The following is a 23942-nucleotide window of genomic DNA, read 5'->3' on the forward strand; positions in this document are numbered from 1 at the left end:
TGTCTTTCCTTGTTTTGATGAGGGTTGCAGGCGCGGCGATACCGCCAATGACCTCGATTGCGCGCGTCGCCACCGTACCACATAAATAGAACGATCGTGCTAATCTCTGTTCATCCGGTTGCAGCGCAGGTATCGTTCGCTGACAATACGAACCCGAAAAAAGCATTCTAACGGTAAGAGGAGCTTCAATGACCCCCACAAGTCTCATTGAGCAATATGGCCCGCGCGAGTCAATGGAATACGACGTGGTGATCGTTGGCGGCGGCCCGGCGGGTCTGTCCGCGGCGATCCGGCTCAAGCAGCGGGCGCAGGAGAAAGGCGTCGAGATCGGGGTCTGCGTGCTCGAAAAGGGCTCGGAGGTCGGGGCCCACATCCTCTCCGGGGCCGTCATGGACCCGCGAGCCATCATCGAATTGATCCCCGACTGGAAGGAAAAAGGCGCGCCGCTCAACGTCGAGGTGAGCGAAGACCGCTTCCTGTTCCTGTCCGAAACCGGCGCGAAGGCCGTGCCGAACTGGATGCTCCCGGACAACTTCAAGAACCACGGCAACTACGTCGTCAGCCTCGCCAACGTGACGCGCTGGCTGGGTCAGCAGGCCGAGGCGCTCGGCGTCGAAATTTTCCCGGGCTTCCCGGCTGCGGAAATCCTCTATAACGACGATGGCTCGGTCAAGGGCGTCGCGACCGGCAACATGGGTGTCGGCAAAGACGGCGAGCCGACCGAGAACTTCCAGCTCGGCATGGAACTGCATGCGAAGTACACATTGTTCTGCGAAGGCGCGCGCGGGCATCTTGGTCGCCAGTTGTCCGACCGATACAAGCTGCGCGACGGCGTCGATCCGCAGGTGTACGGCATCGGCATCAAGGAACTGTGGGAAATCGATCCGGCGAAGCACAAGCCCGGCCTCGTGATCCACTCGGCCGGCTGGCCGCTCGAAAGCGATACGTACGGCGGCTCGTTCCTCTATCACATCGACAACAACCAGGTGATGGTCGGCTTCATCGTCGGTCTCGGCTATACGAACCCGTACCTGTCGCCGTTCGAGGAATTCCAGCGCTACAAGACGCATCCGGCGATCCGCGCGTTTCTCGAAGGCGGCAAACGCGTGTCGTATGGCGCACGGGCCATCACGGCAGGCGGTTTGCAGTCGCTGCCGAAGCTGGTGTTTCCGGGCGGCGCACTGGTCGGCGACGACGCGGGCTTTCTCAACGTCGCGCGGATCAAGGGCAGCCACGCTGCGATCAAGACCGGCATGCTCGCCGCCGACGCCGCATTCGACGCCGTGCAGGCCGGCCGTCAGTCCGACGAACTGGCCGCATTCCCCGACACCTTCAAGACCTCCTGGCTGTACACCGAGTTGCATCGCGCGCGCAATTTCAAGCAGTGGATGAGCAAGGGCCTGTACCTCGGCACGCTGATGGTCGGTATCGAGCAGAAGGTATTCAGCGGCAATGTGCCGTGGACGCTGCATCACCAGCATTGGGATCACGAGATGCTGAAGCCGGCGTCGCAGTGCAAGCAGATCGAATATCCGAAGCCGGACGGCAAGCTGACGTTCGATCGGCTTTCGTCGGTGTTCATCTCGAACACGAACCACGAGGAAAACCAGCCCGCGCATCTGACGCTGAAAGATCCGACGGTGCCGGTCAACGTCAACTACCGCACTTACGCCGGGCCGGAAGGTCGCTACTGCCCGGCCGCCGTGTACGAGTTCGTCAAGAACGACGACGGTAGCGAGCGGCTCGTGATCAACGCGCAGAACTGCGTGCACTGCAAGACCTGCGACATCAAGGATCCGACGCAGAATATCGTGTGGGTGACGCCGGAAGGTGGCGGCGGTCCGAATTATCCGAACATGTGACGCTACGGCGCACATCGCTCCAGACATGAAAAAAGCACCGCGCGCGGTGCTTTTTTTTGCTGCGTCCCGCTTAAGTTACGGCGCGCTTGCCGCGATCTTCGGTGTATCGACCGTCACGTCGCCGCATTGCGCGCGATAACGCAGCGCATGATCGATCAGCACCAGCGCGAGCATCGCTTCGGCGATCGGCGTCGCGCGGATACCGACACACGGATCGTGGCGCCCGAACGTTTCGACGACCACCGGTTGTCCGCTTCGATCGATCGAACGGCGCGGCGTACGGATGCTCGAAGTCGGCTTGATCGCGATCGACACCGTGATGTCCTGCCCGGTCGAAATACCGCCGAGCACCCCACCCGCGTGATTGCCGACGAACCCTTCCGGCGTCAACTCGTCGCCATGCACCGAGCCGCGCTGCGCAACGCTCGCGAAACCGGCGCCGATCTCGACACCCTTCACCGCATTGATGCCCATCATCGCGTGTGCGATGTCGGCGTCGAGGCGGTCGAACAACGGCTCGCCGAAACCGACCGGAATGCCCGACGCCACCACGTTGATGCGCGCACCGATCGAATCGCCGTCTTTGCGCAGCGCATCCATATACGCTTCGAGCTGCGGCACGATGTCCTGATTCGGCGCGAAGAACGGGTTCTCGCGCACATGTGCCCAATCGACGAACGGCACGTCGATCTCGCCGAGCGTCGCCATGTACGCACGAATCTCGGCGCCGAAATGCTCGCGCAGCCACTTCTTCGCGACCGCACCGGCGGCCACCGTCGGCGCGGTCAGACGAGCGGACGACCGGCCACCGCCACGGTAATCGCGAATGCCGTATTTTTGCCAGTAGGTGTAGTCGGCGTGACCGGGACGGAAGGTATCGGCGATGTTGCCGTAGTCCTTACTGCGCTGGTCGGTGTTGCGGATCAGTAGCGCGATCGGCGCGCCGGTCGTGCGGCCTTCGAAGATGCCGGACAGGATCTCGACCTTGTCCTCTTCCTGGCGCTGCGTCACGTGGCGCGAGGTGCCGGGCTTGCGGCGATCGAGTTCGAACTGGATGTCGTCTTCGGCGAGCGCCATGCCCGGCGGACAGCCGTCGATCACGCAACCGATAGCCGGTCCATGCGACTCGCCGAACGTCGTGACGGTGAAAAGCGTACCGAGAGTATTGCCGGACATGAGCGGAGTCCAAAGAAATGCGGGAGACCGATATTATGCCAGCCCGCTTCTGGCTACGCGGGACGGACCATAAGCCTTCCAAGCGCCGCGGCTTTGCCTGCCGCGGCCCGAGCGCTTCACTTACGCGCGCCGCGCAACTCGCTGACGATCTGTTGCAGCCGTTCCGGCGTCGCTTCCTCGGCGCTGAGCGGCTCGCCCACCGCCAGCGTCAGGCGGCTCATCACGCCTTTGTTTAGCGGCCGGGGCACGCGCGCTTCGGCGGCCCGCGAGAAGTAGCTGCCCCACAGCCCGCGCAGCGCCATCGGCACGACCGGCGCCGGTGTCCGGCGAATGATCTCGGTCACGCCGTGGCGGAACGGGTTCATATCGCCGGTTTTGGTCAGCTTGCCCTCGGGAAAAATGCACACGAGATCGCCATCGGTCAGCGCCGCCGCGCAGGCATCGTACGCACGCGCCAGCATGTCGGGGTCTTCGTGCGCGGGCGCGATCGGAATCGCCTTCCCGTGCCGGAACACCCAGCCTGCAAACGGTGTGCGGAAGATCCGGTGATCCATCACGAAGCGGATCGGTCGCGGGCTCTCCGCCATGATGACGATCGCATCGACATAGCTGACGTGATTGCACACCAGCACCGCCGCTCCTTCCTCCGGGATGCGTTCGGCGTGCACGAGGCGAATCCGGTAGAACGTGTGCACGAGCATCCACGCGATAAAGCGCAGCAGAAACTCCGGCACCAGCGAATAGATGTATGCGGCGACTACGATGTTGAGCAGCGCAGTGGTCAGGAAGATGCCCGGAATGCCCACCCCGAGCGCCGTCAACCCGACGGCCATCAACGCGGACACGATCATGAACAGCGAATTGAGAATATTGTTCGCCGCGATGATGCGCGCGCGGTGAGTCGGCTGGCTGCGGCTCTGGATCAACGCGTACAGCGGCACGCTGTAAAAGCCGCCGAACATCGCCAGCAGCAGCAGATCGACCAGCACGCGCCAGTGCGCCGGCACCGCGAGAAACTCGCCGACCGACAGCAGATGTGGCGCGGCCGGCAGCGCATGGCTCGCGAAAAACAGATCGATGCCGAACACGCTCATGCCGATCGAGCCGAGCGGCACGAGGCCGATTTCGATGCGCCGTTTCGACAGCCGTTCGCACATCAACGAGCCGCTACCGATGCCGATCGAGAACGTCGCGAGCAGCACGGTGACGACATCGGGATTCGCGGACAGCACTTCCTTCGCGAAACGGAAAAACGACGACAGGAAGGTCGCACCGAAAAACCACAGCCACGAAATACCGAGCAGGCTCAGAAACACGGTGCGATCTTCGCGCGCCAGCTTCAGATTGCGCCACGTTTCGCTGACCGGGTTCCAGTTGATGCGCAGATCGGGCTGCAGCGCCGGCGTGGATGGCACCGCCACCGACACCGCGCGTCCCGCCAGCGCGATCACGACGCACATGCCGGCGAGCACCACCGCGCCATGCTCGACGAAACCGGCCGCGGCGCCCCCGGCTATCGTGCCGATCAGGATCGCAACGAAGGTGCCCATTTCGATGAGCCCGTTGCCGCCGACCAACTCCGCCTTCGACAGATGCTGCGGCAGGTACGCATACTTGACGGGGCCGAACAGCGTCGAATGCACGCCCATCAGGAACGTGCCGAGATACAGCAACGACGCGTTGTGAAACCAGAACCCCGCCCCGCCGATCAACATCACGCCGATTTCGAACGTCTTCACGAGGCGCGTGAGCGTCGCCTTGTCGTACTTGTCGGCGATCTGTCCCGAGGTCGCGGACAGCAGCACGAACGGCAGGATGAAGATTGCGGAAATCAGGAACGCCGCGGTCTTCGCGTCCACACCGGAAAAGCGCGCGGTCTGATACGTGACAAGCGACGTAAAGCCGATCTTGAACACATTGTCGTTCATCGCACCGAGAAACTGGGTCCAGAAAAACGGCGAGAAACGGCGTTCGCCCAGCAGGGCGAACTGGGATTCGTGTGCGTGCGCGCTCTGGGCGGCAGGAGTGGCGGCAGGTAGCGGGCGGTCGCTCATGAGAGTTGGATAAACGGCAAGGGGCGCATGGATATGGACACATGCGGGGACAGGTGTTGCGAGCAAACGCGTGGGCGCAGATTCATCTCACTCTCCTGCGTACGCAAATAGACACGCGAACAAAAAAAGCGCCCGCTTTCGCGCGCGCCCTGGTATGGCTCAACCGCATGGCGACATGCACAGCATGCCAGCGCGACGCGCCGGCTAGCGCGCCTGCTGCGGTTCCTGCTCTTCCGGCCAGTCGCGGATATAGGCCTTGAGCATGCGATTCTCGAAACCCTGCTCTTCGACCACTGCCTTCGCGACGTCGTAGAACGAGATCACGCCCATCAACGCGCGGCTTTCAAGCACCGGCAGATAACGCACGTGATGCTCGAGCATCATGCGGCGCACTTCGTTGACGTCGGTTTCCGGTGTGCAGGTGATCGGATGATCGTCCATGACCTTGCGGATCGTCGATGTACCGACGCTACCGCCATTGCGGCGCAAGGTGAGGATGATCTCGCGGAACGTCAGCATGCCCACCAGATCGCCGTATTCCATCACCACCAGCGAACCGATGTCGTGCTCCGCCATCGCAGTGACTGCGTCGTCCAACGATGTGTCGGGGGTAACCGTAAAAAGGGTGTTGCCCTTGACCTTGAGAATGTCGCTGACCCGCATGATTTGTCTCCTGATGACGCCGGTATCGCATGACTGATTTTCGATGCTAGCGGAAAGGCCCATAAAAGGAAAGCGCGCGGAAGGTGCCCGGAAAGCCCGCCATCGCCCGGCGGGCGGGCGCAGGACGCACCCCGATGGTCCCCTGGAAGGCCCCAAAAAGGCGCTTCGGGGCGTCCCGCCCGGGATGATAGGATGGCCGCCACCTTCACCCTTTGCGCAGGCCGTACGCGGCTGCGCCCGCCAGGATGTCCGCCAACCGTTTCGATACGCTCGCGCTGCACGCCGGCGCCGCCCCCGATCCCACGACCGGCGCGCGTGCCACGCCAATCTACCAGACCACGTCGTTTTCGTTCCGCGACACCGATCACGCGGCTTCGCTGTTCAATATGGAGCGTGCCGGGCATGTCTATTCGCGGATCTCGAATCCGACCGTCGCCGTTTTCGAGGAACGCGTCGCCGCGCTCGAAAACGGCGCGGGCGCGATCGGCACCGCGAGCGGCCAGGCCGCGCTGCATCTGGCGATCGCCACGCTGATGGGCGCCGGTTCGCATATCGTCGCGTCAAGCGCGCTGTATGGCGGCTCGCACAACCTGCTCAATTACACGCTGCGCCGCTTCGGCATCGAGACGACCTTCGTCAAACCGGGCGATCTCGCCGCCTGGCGTGCGGCGTTGCGGCCGAACACGCGTCTGTTGTTCGGCGAAACGCTCGGCAACCCGGGGCTCGACGTGCTCGACATCGCCTCGGTTGCGCAGATTGCGCACGACCACCGCGTGCCGCTGCTGGTCGACTCGACTTTCACGACCCCGTACCTGCTGCAGCCGTTCGCGCACGGTGCGGATTTCATCTATCACTCCGCGACCAAGTTCCTCGGCGGGCACGGGACGACGATCGGCGGCGTGCTGGTTGACGGCGGGACGTTCGACTTCGACGCATCCGGCCGCTTCCCCGAATTCACCGAACCGTACGACGGCTTCCACGGCATGGTGTTCGCCGAAGAAAGCACCGTCGCGCCGTTCCTGCTGCGGGCGCGCCGCGAAGGATTGCGCGACTTCGGCGCGTGTCTGCATCCGCAGGCGGCGTGGCAGTTGCTGCAAGGTATCGAAACGCTGCCGCTGCGCATGGAACGACATGTCGCCAATACGCGCCGGATCGTCGAGTTTCTCGTGGCACACGCGGCCGTCGAATCGGTGGCATATCCGGAACTCGCCTCGCACCCGGACCACGCGCTCGCGCAGCGCCTGCTGCCACGCGGTGCGGGTGCGGTGTTCAGCTTCAACCTGCGCGGCGATCGCGCGGCCGGCCGGCGTTTTATCGAAACGCTGTCGCTGTTCTCGCATCTCGCGAATGTCGGCGATGCGCGCTCGCTCGTCATTCATCCCGCATCGACCACGCATTTCCGCATGGACGCGGCGGCGCTGGCGGCAGCCGGAATTGCCGAAGGGACGATCCGGCTGTCGATCGGTCTCGAAGATCCCGACGATCTGATCGACGACCTGAAACGCGCGCTGAAAGCGGCGCAGAAGGCGCCGGCCGCGTCCTCGGGCGGCGCTGCCCGTAAGGAGACGTCCGCATGATTATCGACGTCCGCGGAACGCCTGCTTACGCCTATACCGGCGGCAAATCTTTCGATCCTGCCCTGCCGTGCGCGGTTTTCATCCACGGCGCCGAGCATGATCACAGCGTATGGGCGCTGCAAACCCGCTACTTCGCTCATCACGGCTTCAGCGTGCTCGCCGTCGATCTGCCGGGTCATCACCGCAGCGCAGGGCCCGCACTGTCGAGCGTCGCCGGGATGGCCGACTGGCTCGCCGCGCTGCTCGATGCCGTGGGTGTGCAGCGTGCGTTCGTCGCCGGTCATAGCATGGGGTCGCTGATTGCGCTCGATTTCGCCGGCCGCTATGCAGATCGCGTCACCCATCTCGCGCTGCTCGCGACCGCGGTGCCGATGACCGTGTCCGCCACACTGCTCGACGCGGCACGCGAGCGCGAGCCCGAAGCGATCGAGATGGTCAACCAGTGGTCGCATTCGACGTTTGCCGCGAAACCGTCGTGCCCGGGGCCGGGCTTCTGGCTGCATGGCATGAATCAGCGCCTGATGGAGCGCGTCTCCGCAACCGGTGAACCGCAGTTGTTCCATACCGACTTCGCCGCCTGCAACGCATACACGGACGGGCTCGAACGTGCTGCGCAGGTGCGTTGCCCGGTGCGTTTCATCGTCGGGAAGCGCGATGCGATGACGCCGCCACGCGCTGCGCGGGCGCTCGCCGATGCGTTCGCGGCCGCCGGCGCGACAGTGGACACCGTCACGCTCGACGCCGGCCATGCATTGATGACCGAGCAACCGGACGCGACGCTCGACGCTCTGTTCGATTTCGCCTCGCGCCCGCTTTCCGGTAGCTGATTCGCCGGTTGATCCGCAAGCCCTTGCCGCCACGCAACACCGGGCCTCAGCCCGGTTGCACGCGCCGGTCGATCGCAGCACAATGGATCAAGCCGGGCGCCGCTAACGGCGCCGGCAAGGGAAACGGAACAGGGAGGCGATCATGCGCCAAACTACTCACACCGAGCACTTCGCGAGCTTCGCGGAGTTCTATCCGTTCTATCTCGACGAACATCGCAACCTGATCTCAAGGCGGCTGCATTTCATCGGGTCGCTGGGGGTAATCGGCTGCTTGGCGATGGCACTCGCAATGGGTGACTGGCTCTGGCTGCCGGCCGCAGTGGTCTGCGGTTACGGGTTCGCGTGGGTCGGCCATTTCTTCTTCGAGAAAAACCGGCCTGCCACGTTTCGTCATCCGGTTTATAGCTTGATGGGGGACTGGGTGATGTTTAAGGACATCTGCATCGGCAAGGTTTCGTTGTAGCCGCTATAGCAGCACCGGTTTCAATCAGTTTTCGTGCCTGAGGAAGGGTGCGAAAACCGCTGTAGCGATTTATCTCAGGCGCCTCAAATATTGCAACGCATACGTCAGCGACGTATAATCATTCCATGCTGACGATCGTTGAAACTCCGCTCTTCAAAAACTACGTCTCCGACTACTGGACGGAGAACGAACGCGGCGAATTCTGCGGATGGCTCGCCAGCAATCCCGAAGCTGGGGACGTGGTTCCCGGATCGGGAGGCTGCCGGAAAGTTCGCTGGAAGCGCCAAGGCAGTGGAAAGAGCGGCGGCGTTCGAGTCATCTATTACAACCGGCTCGCCAATGGCGAAATCTGGTTGCTGACCATCTATGCCAAGAGCGCACTAGAAAATCTGCCTGCTCATACGCTCAAGGCAATCAAGGAGGCTATCGAAAATGCCTAAGAACGAAAAAGACCTGATCGCACGCGACGCAACGCGCGACATCGGAGCGGAATTGCTACAGGCCGTGAAGCAAATGAAGGCCGGTGAAGCAGCTCGTTCCACCAAAGTCGCGGTCAGCACGGCGAGCGAAGCACGCAGCAAGCTTGGCCTGTCGCAATCGCAATTCGCGACTGCGCTCGGCGTGTCGATTCGTACTTTGCAAGAATGGGAGCAAGGTCGGCGGTTGCCGACTGGAGCCGCAAAGCGCCTTCTCAACATTGCCGCACGACACCCCGAAGTGCTTCTCGAAGAACTGGCTGTTCAGTAATCGCCAAGACCTGCATCGGCAAGCTTTCGTTGTAGCTGCCGGTTCCAGCGTCCTCATTCCCCAGACCGCCCCGCTATCGCACCTTCACGCCGCCTGGTGCGAAGTCTCCGGCGCGTTATGCCCCGCCGCTTCGGCAGCCTGAGCCGCCCTCGCCGCCGCACGCGCCGACAGCAGCGTAGCCAGCGTCACATGCAAGCTGTCGTTTTCCAAAGCACCAAGCAGCGTGTCCCGATCAAGCCGCGTCGAACTCAGATTGAGCTGATACGCCATTTCCTTCCGGTCGATCACGAACAGATCGAAGAGCCGTTCGACCGTCACCTGTCCGGGATTCGCGAGCATCAGAAAGCGCGGCTGTGCGCCGTGTTCCTCGAGCCGCGCCACCCACTCGAGCTCTTCCAGCTCATGCAGCAACCGCGTCGCGGTATCGAGATCGCGTCGCAACATCCGCGCAAGCTGCTGCGCGGTGTAGCCGCGCTTGCCCGCATCGCGAGCCTCGGAAAGCCGCCCCAGCAGTTCGAGCGCATCGAGCAGATCGCTGCCCGCAAACTGCGGTCGATGGAACTGCCCCGTGCGGATCACCGGCAATGCGGACGTCACCATCGCACCGCCGAGCGTAATCAACCACGTCAGGTACATCCACAGCAGAAACAGCGGCACCACCGCGAACGCGCCGTACACCGCCGTATAGGTCGGCATGCGGCGGATGTAGTAGCCGAAGCCGCGCTTCGCGAGTTCAAACGCGATCGCCGCACAGATACCGCCCACGACCGCATCACGCCACTCCACCCGGCAGTTCGGCAGATAAACGTAGAGCAGCGTGAACGCGAGGATGGTGAGCGGCAGCGCCGCGCCCGTGAGCGCCCATTCAATAACCGGCGTGATGCTTTGCGCGGCTTGCAGCGCCATCGACTGGGTGAACAGATACGACGAGATCGACAGGCTCACGCCGATCAGGATCGGCCCGAGCGTCAGGATCGCCCAGTACACGAGCACGCGCTGCGCGAACGGGCGCGGCTTGCGCACACGCCAGATCACGTTGAACGCCGACTCGACCGTCATCATCGTCATCACCGATGTGACGAACAAGATGATCATCCCGAGCGTGGTGAGGCCCTTCGCCTTCGACGCGAACTGGTTCAGGTAACGGAAGATCTGGCTGTTGAACTGCGCGGGCATCAGGTGATCGGCGAGGAAGCCCTGCAGCGATGCCTGGAACGACGCGAAGATCGGAAACGCGGTGAACAGCGCGAACGCAACCGTCGCCAGCGGAACGAGCGACAGCATGGTGGTGAACGTCAGACTACCCGCCACCTGGGGAATGCGATCTTCGCTGCTGCGCTGCGCGGCAAACTGCGCGAAACGCCTGAGCATGTCGAGATCGATACGCACTCTGGACAACGACAACCCTCCCTCTTGCTGCTTTCTTGCGACTTTCATGCTGCTCGATGTGCCCGCGCAGGCAAGGCGCGAAGCCCATTGCCGGGCGCGGCGGCAGACGTAGCCCCTATAATAACCGCTCACCGATAAGGCCCATGAAAGACATTCTCGTCCTCTACTACAGCCGTTACGGCGCCACTCGCGAGCTCGCGCTGGCGATCGCACACGGCGTCGACAGCGTGGCCGGCATGCAGGCGCGTGTGCGCACCGTGCCTCCCGTCTCCACCGTCTGCGAAGCCACCCAGCCCGATATCCCCGCCGAAGGCCCGCCCTACGCCGAACTGCGCGACCTCGAAGAATGCGCAGGCCTTGCACTCGGCTCGCCGACGCGCTTCGGCAACATGGCCGCGCCGCTCAAGTATTTCCTCGACGGCACGACGCCGCAGTGGCTCTCTGGCGCGCTGGCCGGCAAGCCGGCCGGTGTGTTCACGGCGACGGGCAGCCTGCACGGCGGCCAGGAAACGACTCTGCTGTCGATGATGCTTCCGCTCCTGCACCACGGCATGTTGATCGTCGGCATTCCGTACACCGAGAGCACGCTGACCACGACGCTGACCGGCGGCACGCCGTACGGCGCCTCGCACTTCGCACGCGCCGACTCCGCGCAGCAAGGCATCTCCGCCGACGAACGCGCGCTTGCCGTCGCACTCGGCGCCCGCATCGCGCGCACCGCGGCTGTCATGAGCGAGCGGCCATGAGTACGCCGCGCGTACCCGCTTCTTCTACAGGGAATCAATCGACCGCTGCCGATCCCGTCGCTGGAAACGCGACTGCCGCGCTTGGCGCCAACGCTGCCCTGATCGCGCTGATCGTGTTGTGCGTCGCATGGGAATGGTGGCTTGCACCGCTGCGGCCCGGCGGTTCGGCGCTCGTGCTGAAAGCACTCCCGCTGCTGTGCGCTGTGCCTGGCGTATGGCGTCGCCGACTGTACACGCTGCAGTGGGCGTCGATGCTGGTGCTGCTGTACTTCGCGGAAGGCATCGTGCGCGGCATGTCGGACCCGGGCTTCAGCGCGCGACTCGGCTGGCTCGAAGTGGGTCTCTCGCTGATCTTTTTCGTTTGCGCGCTCGTTTATGTCGCACCGTTTAAGCGCGCAGCACGGCGCGCAAAGAAAACCGCGCAAGCTTCGTAAATAATCGAAAAAACGCGCTGTCCCGTTCATCCGCACGTCGCACATTCACTCGTACGATTTCATCATGACTCAAGCCGCTGCCACTACTCCTGCCTCCGTCCAGTCGTTTGTCGACGCCTGCCGCGCCGCTATCGGCGCCGCTCATGTGCTCACCGATCCGCACGACACCGCTCCGTTTCTGACCGACTGGCGCCGCCGCTACACCGGCGCCGCCTGCGCGGTGCTGAACCCGTCGAACGCACAGGAAGTCGCCGCACTCGTGAAGCTCGCCGTCGAACACGGCATCGCGCTCGTGCCGCAGGGCGGCAACACGGGCCTCGTCGGCGGTGCGACGCCGGACGCGAGCGGCCACCAGGCCGTGCTGACGCTGCGGCGCCTGAACCGGGTACGCGATATCGATCCGCACAACAACACCATCACCGTCGAAGCCGGCGTGGTGCTCGCCGAAGTCCAGGCGCGTGCCGCCGATGCAGGCCGGCTATTTCCATTGAGCCTCGCCGCGGAAGGAAGCTGCACGATTGGCGGCAACCTCGCTACCAACGCGGGCGGCACCGGTGTCCTGCGCTACGGCAATACACGCGAGCTGTGTCTCGGCCTCGAAGTCGTGACGCCGCAAGGCGAACTGTGGGACGGGTTGCGCGGGCTGCGCAAGGACAACACGGGCTACGATCTGCGCGATCTGTTCATCGGTGCGGAGGGCACGCTCGGCATTATTACGGCTGCTGTGATGAAACTGCATCCGCAGCCCGCTGCTCAAGTAACCGCGCTCGCCGCGCTGGCATCTCCTCATGCGGCGCTCGATTTTCTCGCGCTCGCACAGCGCATGGCCGGACCGCTTCTGACTGGCTTCGAACTGATGTCGGATTTCTGTCTGCGCCTTGTTGGCCGGCATTTTCCGCAGCTGCGCTATCCGTTTGCCGACACGCATCCGCAAGTCGTGCTGCTCGAACTGTCGGACAGCGAAAGCGAGGCACACGCCCGCGCGCTGTTCGAGCAACTGATGGAAGCCGCGCTCGAAGCCGGCATCGTCGACGATGCGGTGGTGGCCGAAAGCCTCGCGCAATCGCAGGCGTTCTGGGATCTGCGCGAACATATTCCGCTCGCGCAGGCCGAGGAAGGGTTGAACATCAAGCACGACATCGCCGTGCCGATCTCGCGCATCGGCCACTTCATCGACGAAACCGACGCCGCAATTGCACAGGCGCTACCGGGCGTGCGGATGGTCACATTCGGGCATCTCGGCGACGGTAACCTGCACTACAACGTGCAGGCACCGGAAGGCGTCGATGCGAAGGGTTTTCTGGCGGAGCACCAGGGGCCGATCAACCAGATCGTCTACGACAGCGTGCACCGGCACCGCGGCAGCATCAGCGCCGAACACGGCCTCGGTCAGCTGAAAATCGACGAAGCGGCGCACTACAAGTCCGATCTCGAAGTGCGCTTGATGCAGGCCGTCAAACACGCGCTCGATCCGCTCAATCTGATGAACCCGGGCAAGGTGCTGCGCTAGTCGCACGCCGAACCCCACTCCTGCAGGAGTCGCCGCCGTGAAAGTCCGCATCCTGTCCGATCTGCATCTGGAATACAACGAGCCGGCGATCGTTCCGCACGCGGATGCCGACCTGGTGATACTCGCGGGCGACATCCACAATCACGCAGAAGGATTGCGCTGGGCCGCCGAGACTTTCGACGGCAATGTGCCGGTCGTCTATGTGCCGGGCAATCACGAGTATTACGACGGTGAGTTCGGCGCGCTCGAAGCGGCGATGCACGATGCCGCCGCTTCAGTCGATAACGTGCACTTCCTGAACAATGCCGCGCTCGTCGATCCGGCCGGCCGCTGGCGCGTACTCGGCACGACGCTATGGACCGACTTTGCGCTATACGGTGCGAGCGCCGACGAGCGCGCGGAATCGATCGCGGCCGCGAAACGAGTGATGCTGGATTTTCTGGGATTGATTCAGGTGACGTGGCCGGCGCAGCGCGATGAAACCGCTCTGTCGGCAGCGCAGCAGGCAGGTAGCGCCGCTGCGCGCAACTTCACACCTCAAGACAGCCTCGCGCTGCACGAACGCGCGCGAGCGTGGCTCGAAACGGAACTGGCACGACCTTTTGCCGGCAAGACAATCGTCGTCACGCATCATGCGCCGCATCGCCTGAGTCTCGCTGCGCGCTACGCGGAAGATCTCGTGTCGGCGGGATTCGTCAGCGATCTGTCGACGCTCATCGGCACGCCGGCCGTGCTATGGGTGCACGGCCACACGCATACCGGATTCGACTACACGGTCAACGGCACACGCGTCGTGTGCAACCCGCGTGGCTATTTCGACCGGCGCACGGGCCAGTTCGAAAACCCCGACTTCGCGTGGGACCGGACCGTCGACGTCTGAAGCAAAGTCGCGCGCCGATCTCCGGCAGCGAAGCCTAGCGCTTGCGCTCGTCGCGCGTAGTCCGCGTCGGGCGGATGCGGACCGGCACGAGTTGCTGCTTCGCACGCAGGCGTTGCAGCAGGTCGCGCGATGCGGCGATCGCGATCAATCCGAACATGACGGCGACGCCGATCATCACTTGGGTATCCATGAGTGCCTCTTCATTGCTGAGTTACCAGATTGCTTCGTTGATTCGCTACTAGACGTTAACAGGTCAATTCGCCCGCAGAAGTAAGGAAGTGTTGCGGCGCGCCACATTTGTAACACGCCCGCCGCCCCCGCTCAGCTACGCGCGAACTGCCGCAACTCGGCCTGATCGGCGGCGAGCGTGGCCGGCACTTCGTCGCGCAGAAACTCCACCCACGTGCGGATTTTCGCGTCGAGATACTGGCGCGACGGGTACAGCGCGTAAATATTCATCTCCTGCGCCGTGTACTCGGGCAGCAGCCACACGAGTTCGCCGCTACGCAATCCGCTGATCGCCGAATAAAGCGGGATCAACCCGATGCCCATGCCCACGCGCGCCGCCATGGCCGCCGCCTCGGCGACATTGACCTGAAACGTCGCCGGGCCAAGCGCAATAGTGTGCTGGCCGTCCGGCCCGTTGAAGCTCCATTCGTCGGCCGGCGATATCGGCGTGACCATGCGCAGGCATACGTGGTTCTTCAGGTCGTGCGGTGTCTGCGGCACGCCGTAGAGCTCCAGATAGGCGGGCGACGCGCACGGAATGCTGAATGCCGCGCCGATGCGCTGCGATACGAGCCCGGAATCCGGTAGATCGATGGCGAGCGTCAACGACACGTCGTAGCCTTCGTCGAGCAGATCGGGCAGGCGCTGAGCGAGCGTCAGTTCGATCTGCACATCCGGATAGCGTTGCTGGTAGCGGCCGACCGCCGGCACCACATACTGCTGACCGAAACTCGCCATCGCGTGCACTTTCAGCTTGCCGGACGGGCGCGCATGCGCATCGCTCGCCTCGGCTTCCGCCTGGTCGACATAGGCAAGGATCTGCTCGCAGCGCTGCAGGTAACGCTCGCCGGCCTCGGTCAGCGCGATGCGGCGCGTCGTGCGGTTCAGCAGACGCGTGCGCAGATGCGCTTCGAGATCGGACACCGCGCGCGATGCATAAGCCGTCGTCGTATTCAGGTGCTGCGCCGCACCGGTGAAACTGCCCGCTTCTACGACACGGACAAATACGCGCATATTTTGAAGCGTATCCATACGAATCCCTTCCTGAGACGGCTCGATTGTTACACGTATCGTGAAAGCGATTATCTCAAGATCGGTAAGAATGCTTCGCATTTTTACGGGTTATTCGCCAATCAGCCGAAAAATATAATGACGCACAGGGTTCTATCGCATTCAGGGAGGCAATCGTGCAGTTTCCGGTACAGAAAGGGATCGCCGCGCTCGCGGTTCTTACGATCTCGTCAATAATCGCCGGCTGCGCCAGTACCGGAGGCATCGCGCCGCAAACGCATGCGGTCGACCCTTCGTCGCTCGATGCGGGCGCTGCAATTCGCGCCGCGAACGCCGACGCGAAGTGGTCCGCCGCCGACTGGTGGAGCGCCTACAACGACCCGCAACTGAATGCATGGGTAACCTCGGCCGAAGCCGGCAACCCGACGCTGGCGGCCGCGCAGGCACGTGTGCGCGAAGCACGGTCGATGGCGGGCGTGGCCGCCTCGGCACTATCGCCGCAGATCAACGGCAATCTGTCGATCGAGCGCCAGCACTGGCCCGACAACGTCTACTACGGCCCCGGCCCGCTCTCGAACGCGAACACCTGGGACAACACGGGCACGATTGGCCTGTCGTATCACCTCGACCTGTGGGGCAAGGACCACAACAGCGCCGAACAGGCACTCGACCTCGCCCACATGCGCGCCGCCGATGCCCGCGCCGCGCAACTCGAAATCGAAACCAACGTGGTGCGCGCGTACATCGACATGTCGATGAACTACGCGCTGCTCGACATCGCGAAGGCGACGCGCGACCAGCAGCAACAGATCCTCTCGCTCGCGCAGCGGCGCCTGAAAGGCGGCCTCGGCACGCAGCTCGAAGTGAGCCAGGCGGAAACGCCGCTGCCCGACTATGAGCGGCAGATCGATGTGCTTGAAGAGGCGATCGCGCTGAACCGCAATCAGTTGGCTGCGCTGGCCGGCAAGGGGCCTGGTTCCGGCGATGCGATCACGCGCCCGCAGCTCGCACTCGATGCGCCTGCCGGTCTGCCGTCCGCGCTGCCCGCCGAGCTGATCGGCCATCGCCCTGACATCGTCGCCGCCCGCTGGAGCGTCGCCGCGCAGGCGCGCGGCATCGACGTCGCGAAGGCCGGTTTCTATCCGGACGTCAATCTGCTTGGCTCGCTCGGCGGATTTGCTGCGGCAGGCCCGCTGTTCCAGTTCCTGCGCTCGGCAAACGGCGGCTGGACCGCCGGCCCGGCGCTGTCGCTGCCGATCTTCGACGGTGGCCGGCTACGCGGAGAACTCGGTGCGGCATCGGCGGGTTATGACGAGGCGGTCAGCGCCTACGATCAGACGATCGTCAGTGCGCTGAAACAGATCGCCGACCAGGTCGTGCGGATGCGCTCGCTTGCCACGCAGCAGAACGATGCGCAGCGCTCGGTCGATGCGGCACGCAGGAACTACACGCTGGCGCGCGAAGGCTACCGGCGCGGCCTGACCGACTATCTGAACGTACTCGTTGCGCAGAACCAGTTGCTGCGCGCACAGGAAGGCATCGCACGCATCGAGGCCGCACGGCTCACCGCACACGCGACGCTCGTCGCGGCGCTGGGCGGCGGTCTCGCCGATCCTGTCGACGCCCCGCCTGCCGCAGATGCACTACCTGCGCACGGTCGTGGTCATGCGAGTGTGGCGGCTGCAGCATCGAGCGCAGCGGCGGCGACAGAACCCACGGTCAGCGCCGCCGTGCATCCGGGCCAATAAGCGGAGCCGCCCATGTCCACCTCCACTACCGCCCCCGCCAGATCGCTCAGCGGCTTCCTGAACACAGCCGCCGACTGGGCCCGCACCGACGGCCGCACGTGGCTCTACATGTTCAAGGCAATCGCCGCCGCGCTGCTCGCGCTAGGCATCGCGATGAAACTCGACCTGCCGCAGCCGCGCACTGCGATGACAACCGTGTTCATCGTGATGCAGCCGCAAAGCGGCATGGTGTTCGCGAAAAGCTTCTACCGGATCTGCGGCACGCTGGTCGGGCTCGTCGTGATGCTCGCGCTGATCGGTCTGTTCGCGCAGCAGCCCGAACTCTTCATCGTCACGACCGCGATCTGGGTCGGTATCTGCACGGCCGGCGCCGCGCGCAATCGCAACTTCCGCTCGTATGGTTTCGTGCTCGCCGGTTACACCGCCGCGTTGATCGGCTTCCCGGCCTCGCAGCACCCGGACGGCGCGTTCCTGTCGGCGCTCACGCGGGTTGCGGAAGTGGTGCTCGGTATCGTCTGTGCGGGCGCGGTCAGCGCACTCGTGTTTCCGGAGCACGCAGGCGAACAGATGCGCACGACGATCCGCGCGCGTTTCTCATCCTTTGTCGAGTACGTGTCCGCATCGCTGGCGGGGCGCGCCGACCGCGCCCACATCGAAGCGACCAACGCGCGCTTCGTCGCGGATATCGTCGGCTTCGAGGCAACGCGCAGCGTCGCCATCTTCGAGAGCCCCGATTCGCGGATGCGCGGTGGGCGCCTTGCGCGGCTCAACAGCGAATTCATGACGGCGTCGACGCGCTTTCACGCGCTGCATCAGTTGATGAACCGGCTGCACGACAGCGTCGCAACCGGCGCGATCGCAGCGCTCGAGCCGTACTTCAAGGAAATCGCGCCGTTGCTGTACAAGTCGGGCGAACCCGTGCTGACCGCGGCCGACGCCGTACACGTAGTGAACCAGCTCGACGCCTACCGGGCAGAGCTACCGAAGCGCGTGCGCGCGACGCGCGCCGAACTCGAAACTCGCGCCGACGTGCCGTTGCTCGATTTCGACACGGGCGCCGAACTGCTCTACCGCTTCGTCGACGATATGCATGCGTACGCGGCAACCTACGCCTCGCTCGCCGTCGATACGCACGAACGCGAACGCTGGATCGAGCGCTACGAGCCGAAGACCAATCCGATCGCCGCGGGCGTTGCGGGTGTACGCGCCGCTATCGTGATCATGGTGCTCGGTGCGTTCTGGATCGCGACCGCGTGGCCGAGCGGTTCAACGCTCGTGCTGACGGCCGCCGCCGTGTGCGCGCTCGCATCGTCGTCGCCGTATCCGACGCGCACCGCATTCCAGATGGCCGCGGGCACGACGCTGTCGTCGGTGATGGCGATCATTCTGGTGTTCGGCATTTATCCGCATATCGACGGTTTTCCGCTGCTGTGCGCCGCGCTGACGCCGTTCCTGCTACTCGGCGTGTTCATGACAACGCGGCCAAAACTGGTCGGCTACGGCGTCGGCTACTGCATCTTCTTTTGCTTCCTGGCCGGCCCGGACAACGTGATCCAGTACGAGCCGACCGGCTTCATGAACGACGCGCTGGCGCTCGTGCTGTCGATGCTCGTATCGTCGCTCGCGTTCGCGGTGTTGCTGCCGCCGTCGACGCCGTGGCTGCGCAAGCGCCTGTTCGCCGATCTGCGCAAGCAGGTTGTGTTCGCGTGCCGGGCGCCGCTCGCGCGTTTGCGCACGCGCTTCGAAAGCGGTGCACGCGACCTGATGTTCCAGATCAACGCACTCGCGGAAGGCGAGCCGGAGCTCAAGCGCGACACGCTGCGCTGGCTGTTCGCCGTGCTCGAAGCGGGTAACTCGATGATCGATCTGCGGCGCGAAATCGACGGGCTGCCGGCCGACGCGCGCTACGCGGAAACGACACCGTGGCGCGTCGCCATCCGTACGATGCGCCGTCACGTCGCGGCGCTTTATCGGCAGCCGGATGGCTCACGACTGAATGCTGCATTTGCGGCCAACGTCGATGCGATCGCGGCAGTCCAGCAACTGCTATCGAGCTTCGAGCCGCCGCGCGAAGAGCGCCACCAGTTGCAACGCATCCTCAGTCATCTGCATTTCATCCGTACCGCGCTGCTCGACCCGCAATCGCCGCTCGCTGAACTCGTGAGCGGCGGACGCGCCGGCAGCACACCCTCCGAAGGAGTTCGTCATGCCCCGTGAGATCGCCGTTTTCGATGCCTACGTGCCGGCTGTCGTGCTGCTGTTCATCCTCGGCGCCGTGCTGACCTGGATGCTCGACCGGCTGATCGCCGTAACCGGCATCTACCGCATCGTGTGGCATCCCTCCCTGTTCCGGGCGAGCCTGCTCGTCTGTGTGTGCGGCCTGCTTGGCCTCGCCGTTTACCGTTGATCCGAGTCGAATCATGACCATCCGAAATTTCCTGGGCTTTGTCGCGACAGCCGTCATTTTTATCGTCGCGATCCTGATCGGCCGTGCGCTGTGGGTGCACTACATGGACGAACCGTGGACCCGCGACGGCCGCGTGCGCGCTGAAGTCGTCAACATCGCGCCCGACGTGTCGGGTGCCGTCGTCGAACTGCCGGTGGGCGACAACCAGCCCGTCAAGAAAGGCGACTTGCTGATGCAGATCGATCCGTCGCACTACCAGATCGCCGTCGAGCAGGCACAGGCTGCGGTCGCCGCACGCAAGGCCGAACTGCAGATGCGGCGCGACGACGCGCAGCGCCGGGCGGATATGGACAGCCTCGTCGTATCGAAGGAAAGCCGCGACAACGCGTCGCATTCGGCAAATGCCGCGGAAGCGGAATACGAACAGGCGCTCGCCGCACTCGATGCCGCGAAGTTGAACCTCGAACGCACGCGGGTCGTGTCGCCGGTGGACGGCTATGTGACGAACCTGAGCGTGTATCGCGGCGACTATGCGATCGCGGGAACGCCGAAGCTCGCGATCGTCGATAGTCACTCGTTCTGGGTGTATGGCTACTTCGAGGAAACCAAGCTGCCGCACGTGAAAATCGGCAACAAGGCGGAGATCCGTTTGATGAGCGGTGGCGAGTTGCGCGGGCACGTCGAGAGCATCTCGCGCGGTATCTACGATCGCGACAATCCGCAGAGCCGCGAACTGCTCGCCGATGTGAACCCGACGTTCAACTGGGTGCGGCTTGCGCAGCGTGTGCCGGTGCGAATCCACATCGACAGCGTGCCGGACGGGATGGTGCTGTCGGCGGGGACGACGTGTACGGTGGTGGTTTCGCCGAGCTAGGTGGGTTGCTGCGCGGGCGGACCCGCCTCAACTAACCAGCGAAAACTTCCCCACCATCTGCTTGAGCGCCCGCGCCTGATCATCGAGCGAACGCGCCGCGGCGGTCGCCTGTTCGACGAGCGCCGCGTTCTGCTGCGTGCCGGCGTCCATCTGCGTGACCGCGAGATTGATCTCCTCGATGCCGGCGCTCTGTTCCGCCGACGCCGCCGAAATCTCGCCCATGATGTCGGTGACACGCTTCACCGCCTTCACGACTTCGTCCATCGTCTGACCGGCATCCTGCGCGAGCGTCGAGCCGTTACTCACGCGTTCGACCGACGCGTTGATCAGCGTCTTGATCTCCTTCGCCGCGGCAGCGCTGCGCTGCGCGAGATTGCGCACCTCGCCCGCGACCACCGAGAACCCACGCCCTTCCTCGCCGGCTCTGGCCGCCTCGACCGCTGCGTTCAGCGCGAGGATATTCGTCTGGAACGCGATGCCCTCGATCACCCCGATGATGTCGCCGATACTCTTCGCACTCTCGTTGATCTTGCCCATCGTCTCGACGACACGGCCCACCACGGCACCGCCCTTCTCCGCAATCGCTGACGCGTTGTAGGCGAGCGTGCTGGCCTGTTTCGCGTTGTCGGCGTTCTGCCGCACCGTCGATGTCAGTTCCTCCATGCTGCTCGCGGTCCGCTCGAGCGCCATCGCCTGTTGCTCGGTGCGCTGCGACAGATCGAGATTGCCCATCGATATCTCGCCGGACGCCGATGCAATCGCCTCGGCACTCGCGGCAATACCCGACACCGTCGACGACAGCCCTGACTGCATGTCGCGCAACGCCGACAGCATGCTCGACGTATCGTGCCGATCGAGCGAGATCTGGTTCGACAGATCGCCTGACGCAATGCGACTCGCGATCTCCTTCGCGTAAACCGGTTCCCCGCCGAGCTGCCGCGCGAGTCGCCGGACCACCCATTCGCTGATCGCGAACGCGAGCACGATCAACGCGACCGTCATCCCCGCGATCATCACAAACGACGAATGAAAGATGAACGCGGATGCGTCGATGGTCGCCTTCGCGGCGGTACCGCGCTGCGCGACGAGGTCGTCGACGAGTTTTTCGAGCTTGCCGGTTTCGACGAGCAGCGACACGTCCTGCGTGCCGACCTGCCAGTTCATCTGCGACAGGTCGAGCGGCTGCGCCTTCACGAGTTTCACGAAATCGCGCAGATGGCCGCTCCAGACGCCAACCGATGCCGTGAAGGTTTTCTGCAATGCGACAGCCTTCGCATCGGACGGGTCGCCGTAGCGCTGCAGCGTGTTCAGTTCGGTGCCGATCGCCGTGAGCCCCTTGTCGATGTCCGAGCCGAGGTCGTCGCGCTCTTTCGCGGTGGTCGCGGTCAGCAGCATCTTTTGCGCGCGGCTTGCGCGCAGCACGTAGCCGCGCACTTCCTCGGCGGCACGGCTCGCGACGTGCCCCTGGTCGTAGATCGACCGGCTCGCGCCGTTCAGGCGGCTGATCTGCGTCAACGAGAACACGCCGATCGCGAGCGTACCGACCAGCAGCACGGCAAACGCAAGGCGCAGCGTCGTCTTGACCGACATGCCCTTCGTCTGCCCGCTGCGAACGCGCGGCTGGCTCACTTGCGACGCGCCGACGGCCGGCTCCCCTTCCGGAACGAACCCCGCGCCCGGCTGGCTGCCCAGCGAAACTGCTTTCATATGGTCTACCCTCAGGTATCGATGCCGGAAAGGTCGGTTCCAGCATGGCGGCTTCATTGCGGCTTCATGGCGCCGTGTCTCTCCCGGTCTACGGCAACTCTGGCTGCGATCTTTAATATTGGCTGCGGCGCGGCAGAAGCGGCCGCCGGCGTGATTCGTGGGCTGGCCATGTCCGATTCGCGACAAAAGTTGTCCGGACAATTCATGTGAGCCACATTACACTGCGTCAATAGATTCAAAACCACCGGTCAAGGCGTCGTGTTGTCGCAGGCAGTCAATGCCGGTCTCCCATTACTTTTCTCTCACACGAACGTATGGAAACGAGTCTCGACAAACGCGCGATGGCAAGCGGCGGCACCGCTCCCGCAAGCGTGCCCGCCGGCGGCCCGGCGGCGAAGGTGCAGCGCACCGTCTATTCGGTGCTCGGTGCGATCAGCTTCTCGCACCTGCTCAACGACATGATCCAGTCGCTGATCCTCGCGATCTACCCGATGCTGAAGAGCAATTTTTCGCTCTCGTTCGGGCAGATCGGCTTGATCACGCTGACCTACCAGATCACGGCATCGATGCTGCAACCGCTGGTCGGCAGTTACACCGATAAACACCCGAAACCCTATTCGTTGCCGGTCGGCATGGGCTTCACGCTGGTGGGGCTGCTGCTGATGTCAGTGGCGCCGAGTTTCGGCGTGTTGCTGATTGCGGCGGCGCTGGTCGGCTGCGGGTCGTCGGTATTTCATCCGGAATCGTCGCGGGTGGCGCGCATGGCGTCGGGCGGACAGCACGGTCTCGCACAGTCGCTGTTCCAGGTGGGCGGCAACGCCGGATCGTCGCTCGGACCGCTGCTCGCCGCACTGATCGTGATTCCGCATGGCCAGCGCAGCATTGCGTGGTTCTCGCTGGCGGCGCTGGTCGGCATGGTCATCCTGACGCAGATCGGCCGCTGGTATAAACAGAATCCGCTGGTCAAGAAAGCGCGCGCGCAGGTCGGTCACGCGACGCTGTCGCGCAGGCAGGTCATGCTCGCCATGAGCGTGCTCGTGATGCTGGTGTTTTCGAAGTACTTCTATCTCGCGAGTATCAACAGCTACTTCACGTTCTATCTGATCGACAAGTTCCATCTGCCGGTGCAGGCGGCGCAGATTCATCTGTTCGTGTTTCTCGCGGCGGTGGCGGCGGGTACGATCATCGGCGGTCCGATCGGTGACCGGATCGGGCGCAAGTATGTGATCTGGGTGTCGATTCTCGGTGTCGCGCCGTTCACGCTGCTGCTGCCGTATGCGAATCTGTTCTGGACCGGTGTATTGACTGTCGTGATCGGTGTCGTGCTGGCCTCAGCGTTCTCGGCGATTCTCGTGTACGCGCAGGAACTGATTCCGGGCAAGGTCGGGATGATCGCGGGGTTGTTCTTCGGCTTCGCGTTCGGGCTCGGCGGGATTGGCGCCGCGGTGCTTGGGCAGCTCGCCGATGCGACCAGTATCGAGTATGTCTACAAGGTATGTTCGTTCCTGCCGCTGCTCGGCATGCTGACGATATTGCTGCCCGATCTTGAGAAGAAGGCGAAGGCTTAACCGTTTAAATTCAGGTTTTGGCCAGAGAGGCTGCTTCTGATCGCTTCGTCTTTCGATAGACGCTGCGATCT

22 protein-coding genes are annotated in these 23942 nt (G+C 63.8%); 15 read left to right on the top strand and 7 right to left on the bottom strand.

What is annotated here, in order from left to right; all coding sequences use genetic code 11:
- Window positions 1-188 precede the first annotated feature (188 nt).
- The gene (locus FNZ07_RS26840) at window positions 189-1862 is read left to right on the top strand and encodes an electron transfer flavoprotein-ubiquinone oxidoreductase (RefSeq protein WP_091020124.1); all 1674 of its coding nucleotides are present in this window, start codon (window positions 189-191) and stop codon (window positions 1860-1862) included.
- A 75-nt stretch (window positions 1863-1937) separates the two neighbouring features.
- Here the strand turns inward: FNZ07_RS26840 and aroC are convergent, their stop codons facing one another.
- The 3 genes from aroC to FNZ07_RS26855 form a co-directional block, all read right to left on the bottom strand.
- Window positions 1938-3038, bottom strand: a complete 1101-nt coding sequence (gene aroC, locus FNZ07_RS26845) for a chorismate synthase (RefSeq protein WP_091020122.1) — start codon at window positions 3036-3038, stop codon at window positions 1938-1940.
- Between the two features lie 116 nt (window positions 3039-3154).
- The gene (locus tag FNZ07_RS26850) at window positions 3155-5092 is read right to left on the bottom strand and encodes an MFS transporter (protein ID WP_091020120.1); all 1938 of its coding nucleotides are present in this window, start codon (window positions 5090-5092) and stop codon (window positions 3155-3157) included.
- A 204-nt stretch (window positions 5093-5296) separates the two neighbouring features.
- On the bottom strand, window positions 5297-5755 hold the full coding sequence (locus FNZ07_RS26855) for a CBS domain-containing protein (RefSeq protein ID WP_091020118.1): 459 nt from the start codon (window positions 5753-5755) through the stop codon (window positions 5297-5299).
- 245 nt (window positions 5756-6000) lie between these two features.
- Here FNZ07_RS26855 and FNZ07_RS26860 point away from each other — a divergent pair, with 245 nt between their 5' ends.
- The 5 genes from FNZ07_RS26860 to FNZ07_RS26880 all read left to right on the top strand — a co-directional run bounded on the left by FNZ07_RS26860 (window position 6001) and on the right by FNZ07_RS26880 (window position 9369).
- Complete coding sequence (locus FNZ07_RS26860) at window positions 6001-7332, top strand: O-acetylhomoserine aminocarboxypropyltransferase (protein WP_091020116.1); 1332 nt, start codon at window positions 6001-6003, stop codon at window positions 7330-7332.
- Window positions 7329-8159: an alpha/beta fold hydrolase gene (locus tag FNZ07_RS26865; protein ID WP_091020114.1), complete on the top strand. Its 831-nt coding sequence runs from the start codon at window positions 7329-7331 to the stop codon at window positions 8157-8159. The genes FNZ07_RS26860 and FNZ07_RS26865 overlap by 4 nt, the downstream gene beginning before the upstream one ends.
- Before the next feature lie 142 nt (window positions 8160-8301).
- The gene (locus FNZ07_RS26870) at window positions 8302-8622 is read left to right on the top strand and encodes an Mpo1-like protein (RefSeq protein WP_091020112.1); all 321 of its coding nucleotides are present in this window, start codon (window positions 8302-8304) and stop codon (window positions 8620-8622) included.
- 125 nt (window positions 8623-8747) lie between these two features.
- Entirely contained in the window at window positions 8748-9062 is a 315-nt protein-coding gene (locus FNZ07_RS26875) for a type II toxin-antitoxin system RelE/ParE family toxin (RefSeq protein WP_091020110.1), read from the top strand.
- Window positions 9055-9369 (top strand): helix-turn-helix domain-containing protein, encoded by a 315-nt coding sequence (locus tag FNZ07_RS26880; protein ID WP_091020107.1) that lies wholly within the window; start codon window positions 9055-9057, stop codon window positions 9367-9369. Before FNZ07_RS26875 ends, FNZ07_RS26880 begins: the two co-directional genes overlap by 8 nt.
- Window positions 9370-9453: 84 nt before the next feature.
- Here FNZ07_RS26880 and FNZ07_RS26885 read toward each other — a convergent pair whose 3' ends face one another.
- Window positions 9454-10806, bottom strand: a complete 1353-nt coding sequence (locus FNZ07_RS26885; protein ID WP_177228346.1) for a YihY family inner membrane protein — start codon at window positions 10804-10806, stop codon at window positions 9454-9456.
- A 95-nt stretch (window positions 10807-10901) separates the two neighbouring features.
- Between FNZ07_RS26885 and wrbA the strand changes: the two genes are divergently transcribed.
- The 4 genes from wrbA to FNZ07_RS26905 all read left to right on the top strand — a co-directional run bounded on the left by wrbA (window position 10902) and on the right by FNZ07_RS26905 (window position 14328).
- Window positions 10902-11504, top strand: coding sequence for an NAD(P)H:quinone oxidoreductase (gene wrbA / locus FNZ07_RS26890; protein WP_091020105.1), 603 nt, complete (start codon window positions 10902-10904; stop codon window positions 11502-11504).
- On the top strand, window positions 11501-11938 hold the full coding sequence (locus tag FNZ07_RS26895) for a DUF2069 domain-containing protein (RefSeq protein ID WP_091020103.1): 438 nt from the start codon (window positions 11501-11503) through the stop codon (window positions 11936-11938). Before wrbA ends, FNZ07_RS26895 begins: the two co-directional genes overlap by 4 nt.
- Window positions 11939-12002: 64 nt before the next feature.
- Window positions 12003-13448 (top strand): FAD-binding oxidoreductase, encoded by a 1446-nt coding sequence (locus FNZ07_RS26900; RefSeq protein WP_091020100.1) that lies wholly within the window; start codon window positions 12003-12005, stop codon window positions 13446-13448.
- 37 nt (window positions 13449-13485) lie between these two features.
- Window positions 13486-14328, top strand: coding sequence for a metallophosphoesterase (locus tag FNZ07_RS26905; RefSeq protein ID WP_091020098.1), 843 nt, complete (start codon window positions 13486-13488; stop codon window positions 14326-14328).
- 34 nt (window positions 14329-14362) lie between these two features.
- Here the strand turns inward: FNZ07_RS26905 and FNZ07_RS33765 are convergent, their stop codons facing one another.
- Both FNZ07_RS33765 and FNZ07_RS26910 read right to left on the bottom strand, forming a co-directional pair.
- Window positions 14363-14518, bottom strand: coding sequence for a hypothetical protein (locus tag FNZ07_RS33765; RefSeq protein ID WP_170275843.1), 156 nt, complete (start codon window positions 14516-14518; stop codon window positions 14363-14365).
- A gap of 131 nt (window positions 14519-14649) precedes the next feature.
- Window positions 14650-15588 carry a LysR family transcriptional regulator gene (locus FNZ07_RS26910; RefSeq protein WP_091020095.1) on the bottom strand — a complete coding sequence of 313 codons (939 nt, stop codon included), beginning with the start codon at window positions 15586-15588 and terminating at the stop codon, window positions 14650-14652.
- 155 nt (window positions 15589-15743) lie between these two features.
- Here FNZ07_RS26910 and FNZ07_RS26915 point away from each other — a divergent pair, with 155 nt between their 5' ends.
- From FNZ07_RS26915 to FNZ07_RS26930, 4 genes are read left to right on the top strand one after another with little or no spacing between them, the layout of a single operon-like run.
- Window positions 15744-17315: an efflux transporter outer membrane subunit gene (locus FNZ07_RS26915; protein ID WP_091020092.1), complete on the top strand. Its 1572-nt coding sequence runs from the start codon at window positions 15744-15746 to the stop codon at window positions 17313-17315.
- Between the two features lie 12 nt (window positions 17316-17327).
- A complete protein-coding gene (locus tag FNZ07_RS26920; protein WP_091020091.1) occupies window positions 17328-19532 on the top strand; it encodes an FUSC family protein in 2205 nt (734 codons plus the stop codon).
- On the top strand, window positions 19522-19722 hold the full coding sequence (locus FNZ07_RS26925; RefSeq protein ID WP_091020089.1) for a DUF1656 domain-containing protein: 201 nt from the start codon (window positions 19522-19524) through the stop codon (window positions 19720-19722). Before FNZ07_RS26920 ends, FNZ07_RS26925 begins: the two co-directional genes overlap by 11 nt.
- A 13-nt stretch (window positions 19723-19735) precedes the next feature.
- Entirely contained in the window at window positions 19736-20596 is an 861-nt protein-coding gene (locus FNZ07_RS26930) for an efflux RND transporter periplasmic adaptor subunit (protein ID WP_091020087.1), read from the top strand.
- 27 nt (window positions 20597-20623) lie between these two features.
- Here FNZ07_RS26930 and FNZ07_RS26935 read toward each other — a convergent pair whose 3' ends face one another.
- Window positions 20624-22303: a methyl-accepting chemotaxis protein gene (locus FNZ07_RS26935; protein ID WP_091020084.1), complete on the bottom strand. Its 1680-nt coding sequence runs from the start codon at window positions 22301-22303 to the stop codon at window positions 20624-20626.
- A 314-nt stretch (window positions 22304-22617) separates the two neighbouring features.
- Here FNZ07_RS26935 and FNZ07_RS26940 point away from each other — a divergent pair, with 314 nt between their 5' ends.
- Window positions 22618-23871, top strand: coding sequence for an MFS transporter (locus FNZ07_RS26940; protein ID WP_091020082.1), 1254 nt, complete (start codon window positions 22618-22620; stop codon window positions 23869-23871).
- The last annotated feature ends 71 nt before the right edge of the window (window positions 23872-23942 follow it).

The sequence above is a fragment of the Paraburkholderia megapolitana genome (genome assembly GCF_007556815.1).
GTDB lineage: Bacteria > Pseudomonadota > Gammaproteobacteria > Burkholderiales > Burkholderiaceae > Paraburkholderia > Paraburkholderia megapolitana.

What these genes read in the sequence shown, in the direction of transcription:
- FNZ07_RS26895 (WP_091020103.1), top strand. Translation starts at nt 11,501, where the DNA reads ATGAGTACGCCGCGCGTACCCGCTTCTTCTACAGGGAATCAATCGACC.
- FNZ07_RS26850 (WP_091020120.1), bottom strand. Translation starts at nt 5,092, where the DNA reads ATGAGCGACCGCCCGCTACCTGCCGCCACTCCTGCCGCCCAGAGCGCG.
- FNZ07_RS26910 (WP_091020095.1), bottom strand. Translation starts at nt 15,588, where the DNA reads ATGGATACGCTTCAAAATATGCGCGTATTTGTCCGTGTCGTAGAAGCG.
- FNZ07_RS26920 (WP_091020091.1), top strand. Translation starts at nt 17,328, where the DNA reads ATGTCCACCTCCACTACCGCCCCCGCCAGATCGCTCAGCGGCTTCCTG.
- FNZ07_RS26855 (WP_091020118.1), bottom strand. Translation starts at nt 5,755, where the DNA reads ATGCGGGTCAGCGACATTCTCAAGGTCAAGGGCAACACCCTTTTTACG.
- FNZ07_RS26930 (WP_091020087.1), top strand. Translation starts at nt 19,736, where the DNA reads ATGACCATCCGAAATTTCCTGGGCTTTGTCGCGACAGCCGTCATTTTT.
- FNZ07_RS26880 (WP_091020107.1), top strand. Translation starts at nt 9,055, where the DNA reads ATGCCTAAGAACGAAAAAGACCTGATCGCACGCGACGCAACGCGCGAC.
- FNZ07_RS26865 (WP_091020114.1), top strand. Translation starts at nt 7,329, where the DNA reads ATGATTATCGACGTCCGCGGAACGCCTGCTTACGCCTATACCGGCGGC.
- aroC (WP_091020122.1), bottom strand. Translation starts at nt 3,038, where the DNA reads ATGTCCGGCAATACTCTCGGTACGCTTTTCACCGTCACGACGTTCGGC.
- FNZ07_RS26900 (WP_091020100.1), top strand. Translation starts at nt 12,003, where the DNA reads ATGACTCAAGCCGCTGCCACTACTCCTGCCTCCGTCCAGTCGTTTGTC.
- FNZ07_RS26875 (WP_091020110.1), top strand. Translation starts at nt 8,748, where the DNA reads ATGCTGACGATCGTTGAAACTCCGCTCTTCAAAAACTACGTCTCCGAC.
- FNZ07_RS26885 (WP_177228346.1), bottom strand. Translation starts at nt 10,806, where the DNA reads ATGAAAGTCGCAAGAAAGCAGCAAGAGGGAGGGTTGTCGTTGTCCAGA.
- wrbA (WP_091020105.1), top strand. Translation starts at nt 10,902, where the DNA reads ATGAAAGACATTCTCGTCCTCTACTACAGCCGTTACGGCGCCACTCGC.
- FNZ07_RS26925 (WP_091020089.1), top strand. Translation starts at nt 19,522, where the DNA reads ATGCCCCGTGAGATCGCCGTTTTCGATGCCTACGTGCCGGCTGTCGTG.
- FNZ07_RS26935 (WP_091020084.1), bottom strand. Translation starts at nt 22,303, where the DNA reads ATGAAAGCAGTTTCGCTGGGCAGCCAGCCGGGCGCGGGGTTCGTTCCG.
- FNZ07_RS26940 (WP_091020082.1), top strand. Translation starts at nt 22,618, where the DNA reads ATGGAAACGAGTCTCGACAAACGCGCGATGGCAAGCGGCGGCACCGCT.
- FNZ07_RS33765 (WP_170275843.1), bottom strand. Translation starts at nt 14,518, where the DNA reads ATGGATACCCAAGTGATGATCGGCGTCGCCGTCATGTTCGGATTGATC.
- FNZ07_RS26860 (WP_091020116.1), top strand. Translation starts at nt 6,001, where the DNA reads ATGTCCGCCAACCGTTTCGATACGCTCGCGCTGCACGCCGGCGCCGCC.
- FNZ07_RS26870 (WP_091020112.1), top strand. Translation starts at nt 8,302, where the DNA reads ATGCGCCAAACTACTCACACCGAGCACTTCGCGAGCTTCGCGGAGTTC.
- FNZ07_RS26840 (WP_091020124.1), top strand. Translation starts at nt 189, where the DNA reads ATGACCCCCACAAGTCTCATTGAGCAATATGGCCCGCGCGAGTCAATG.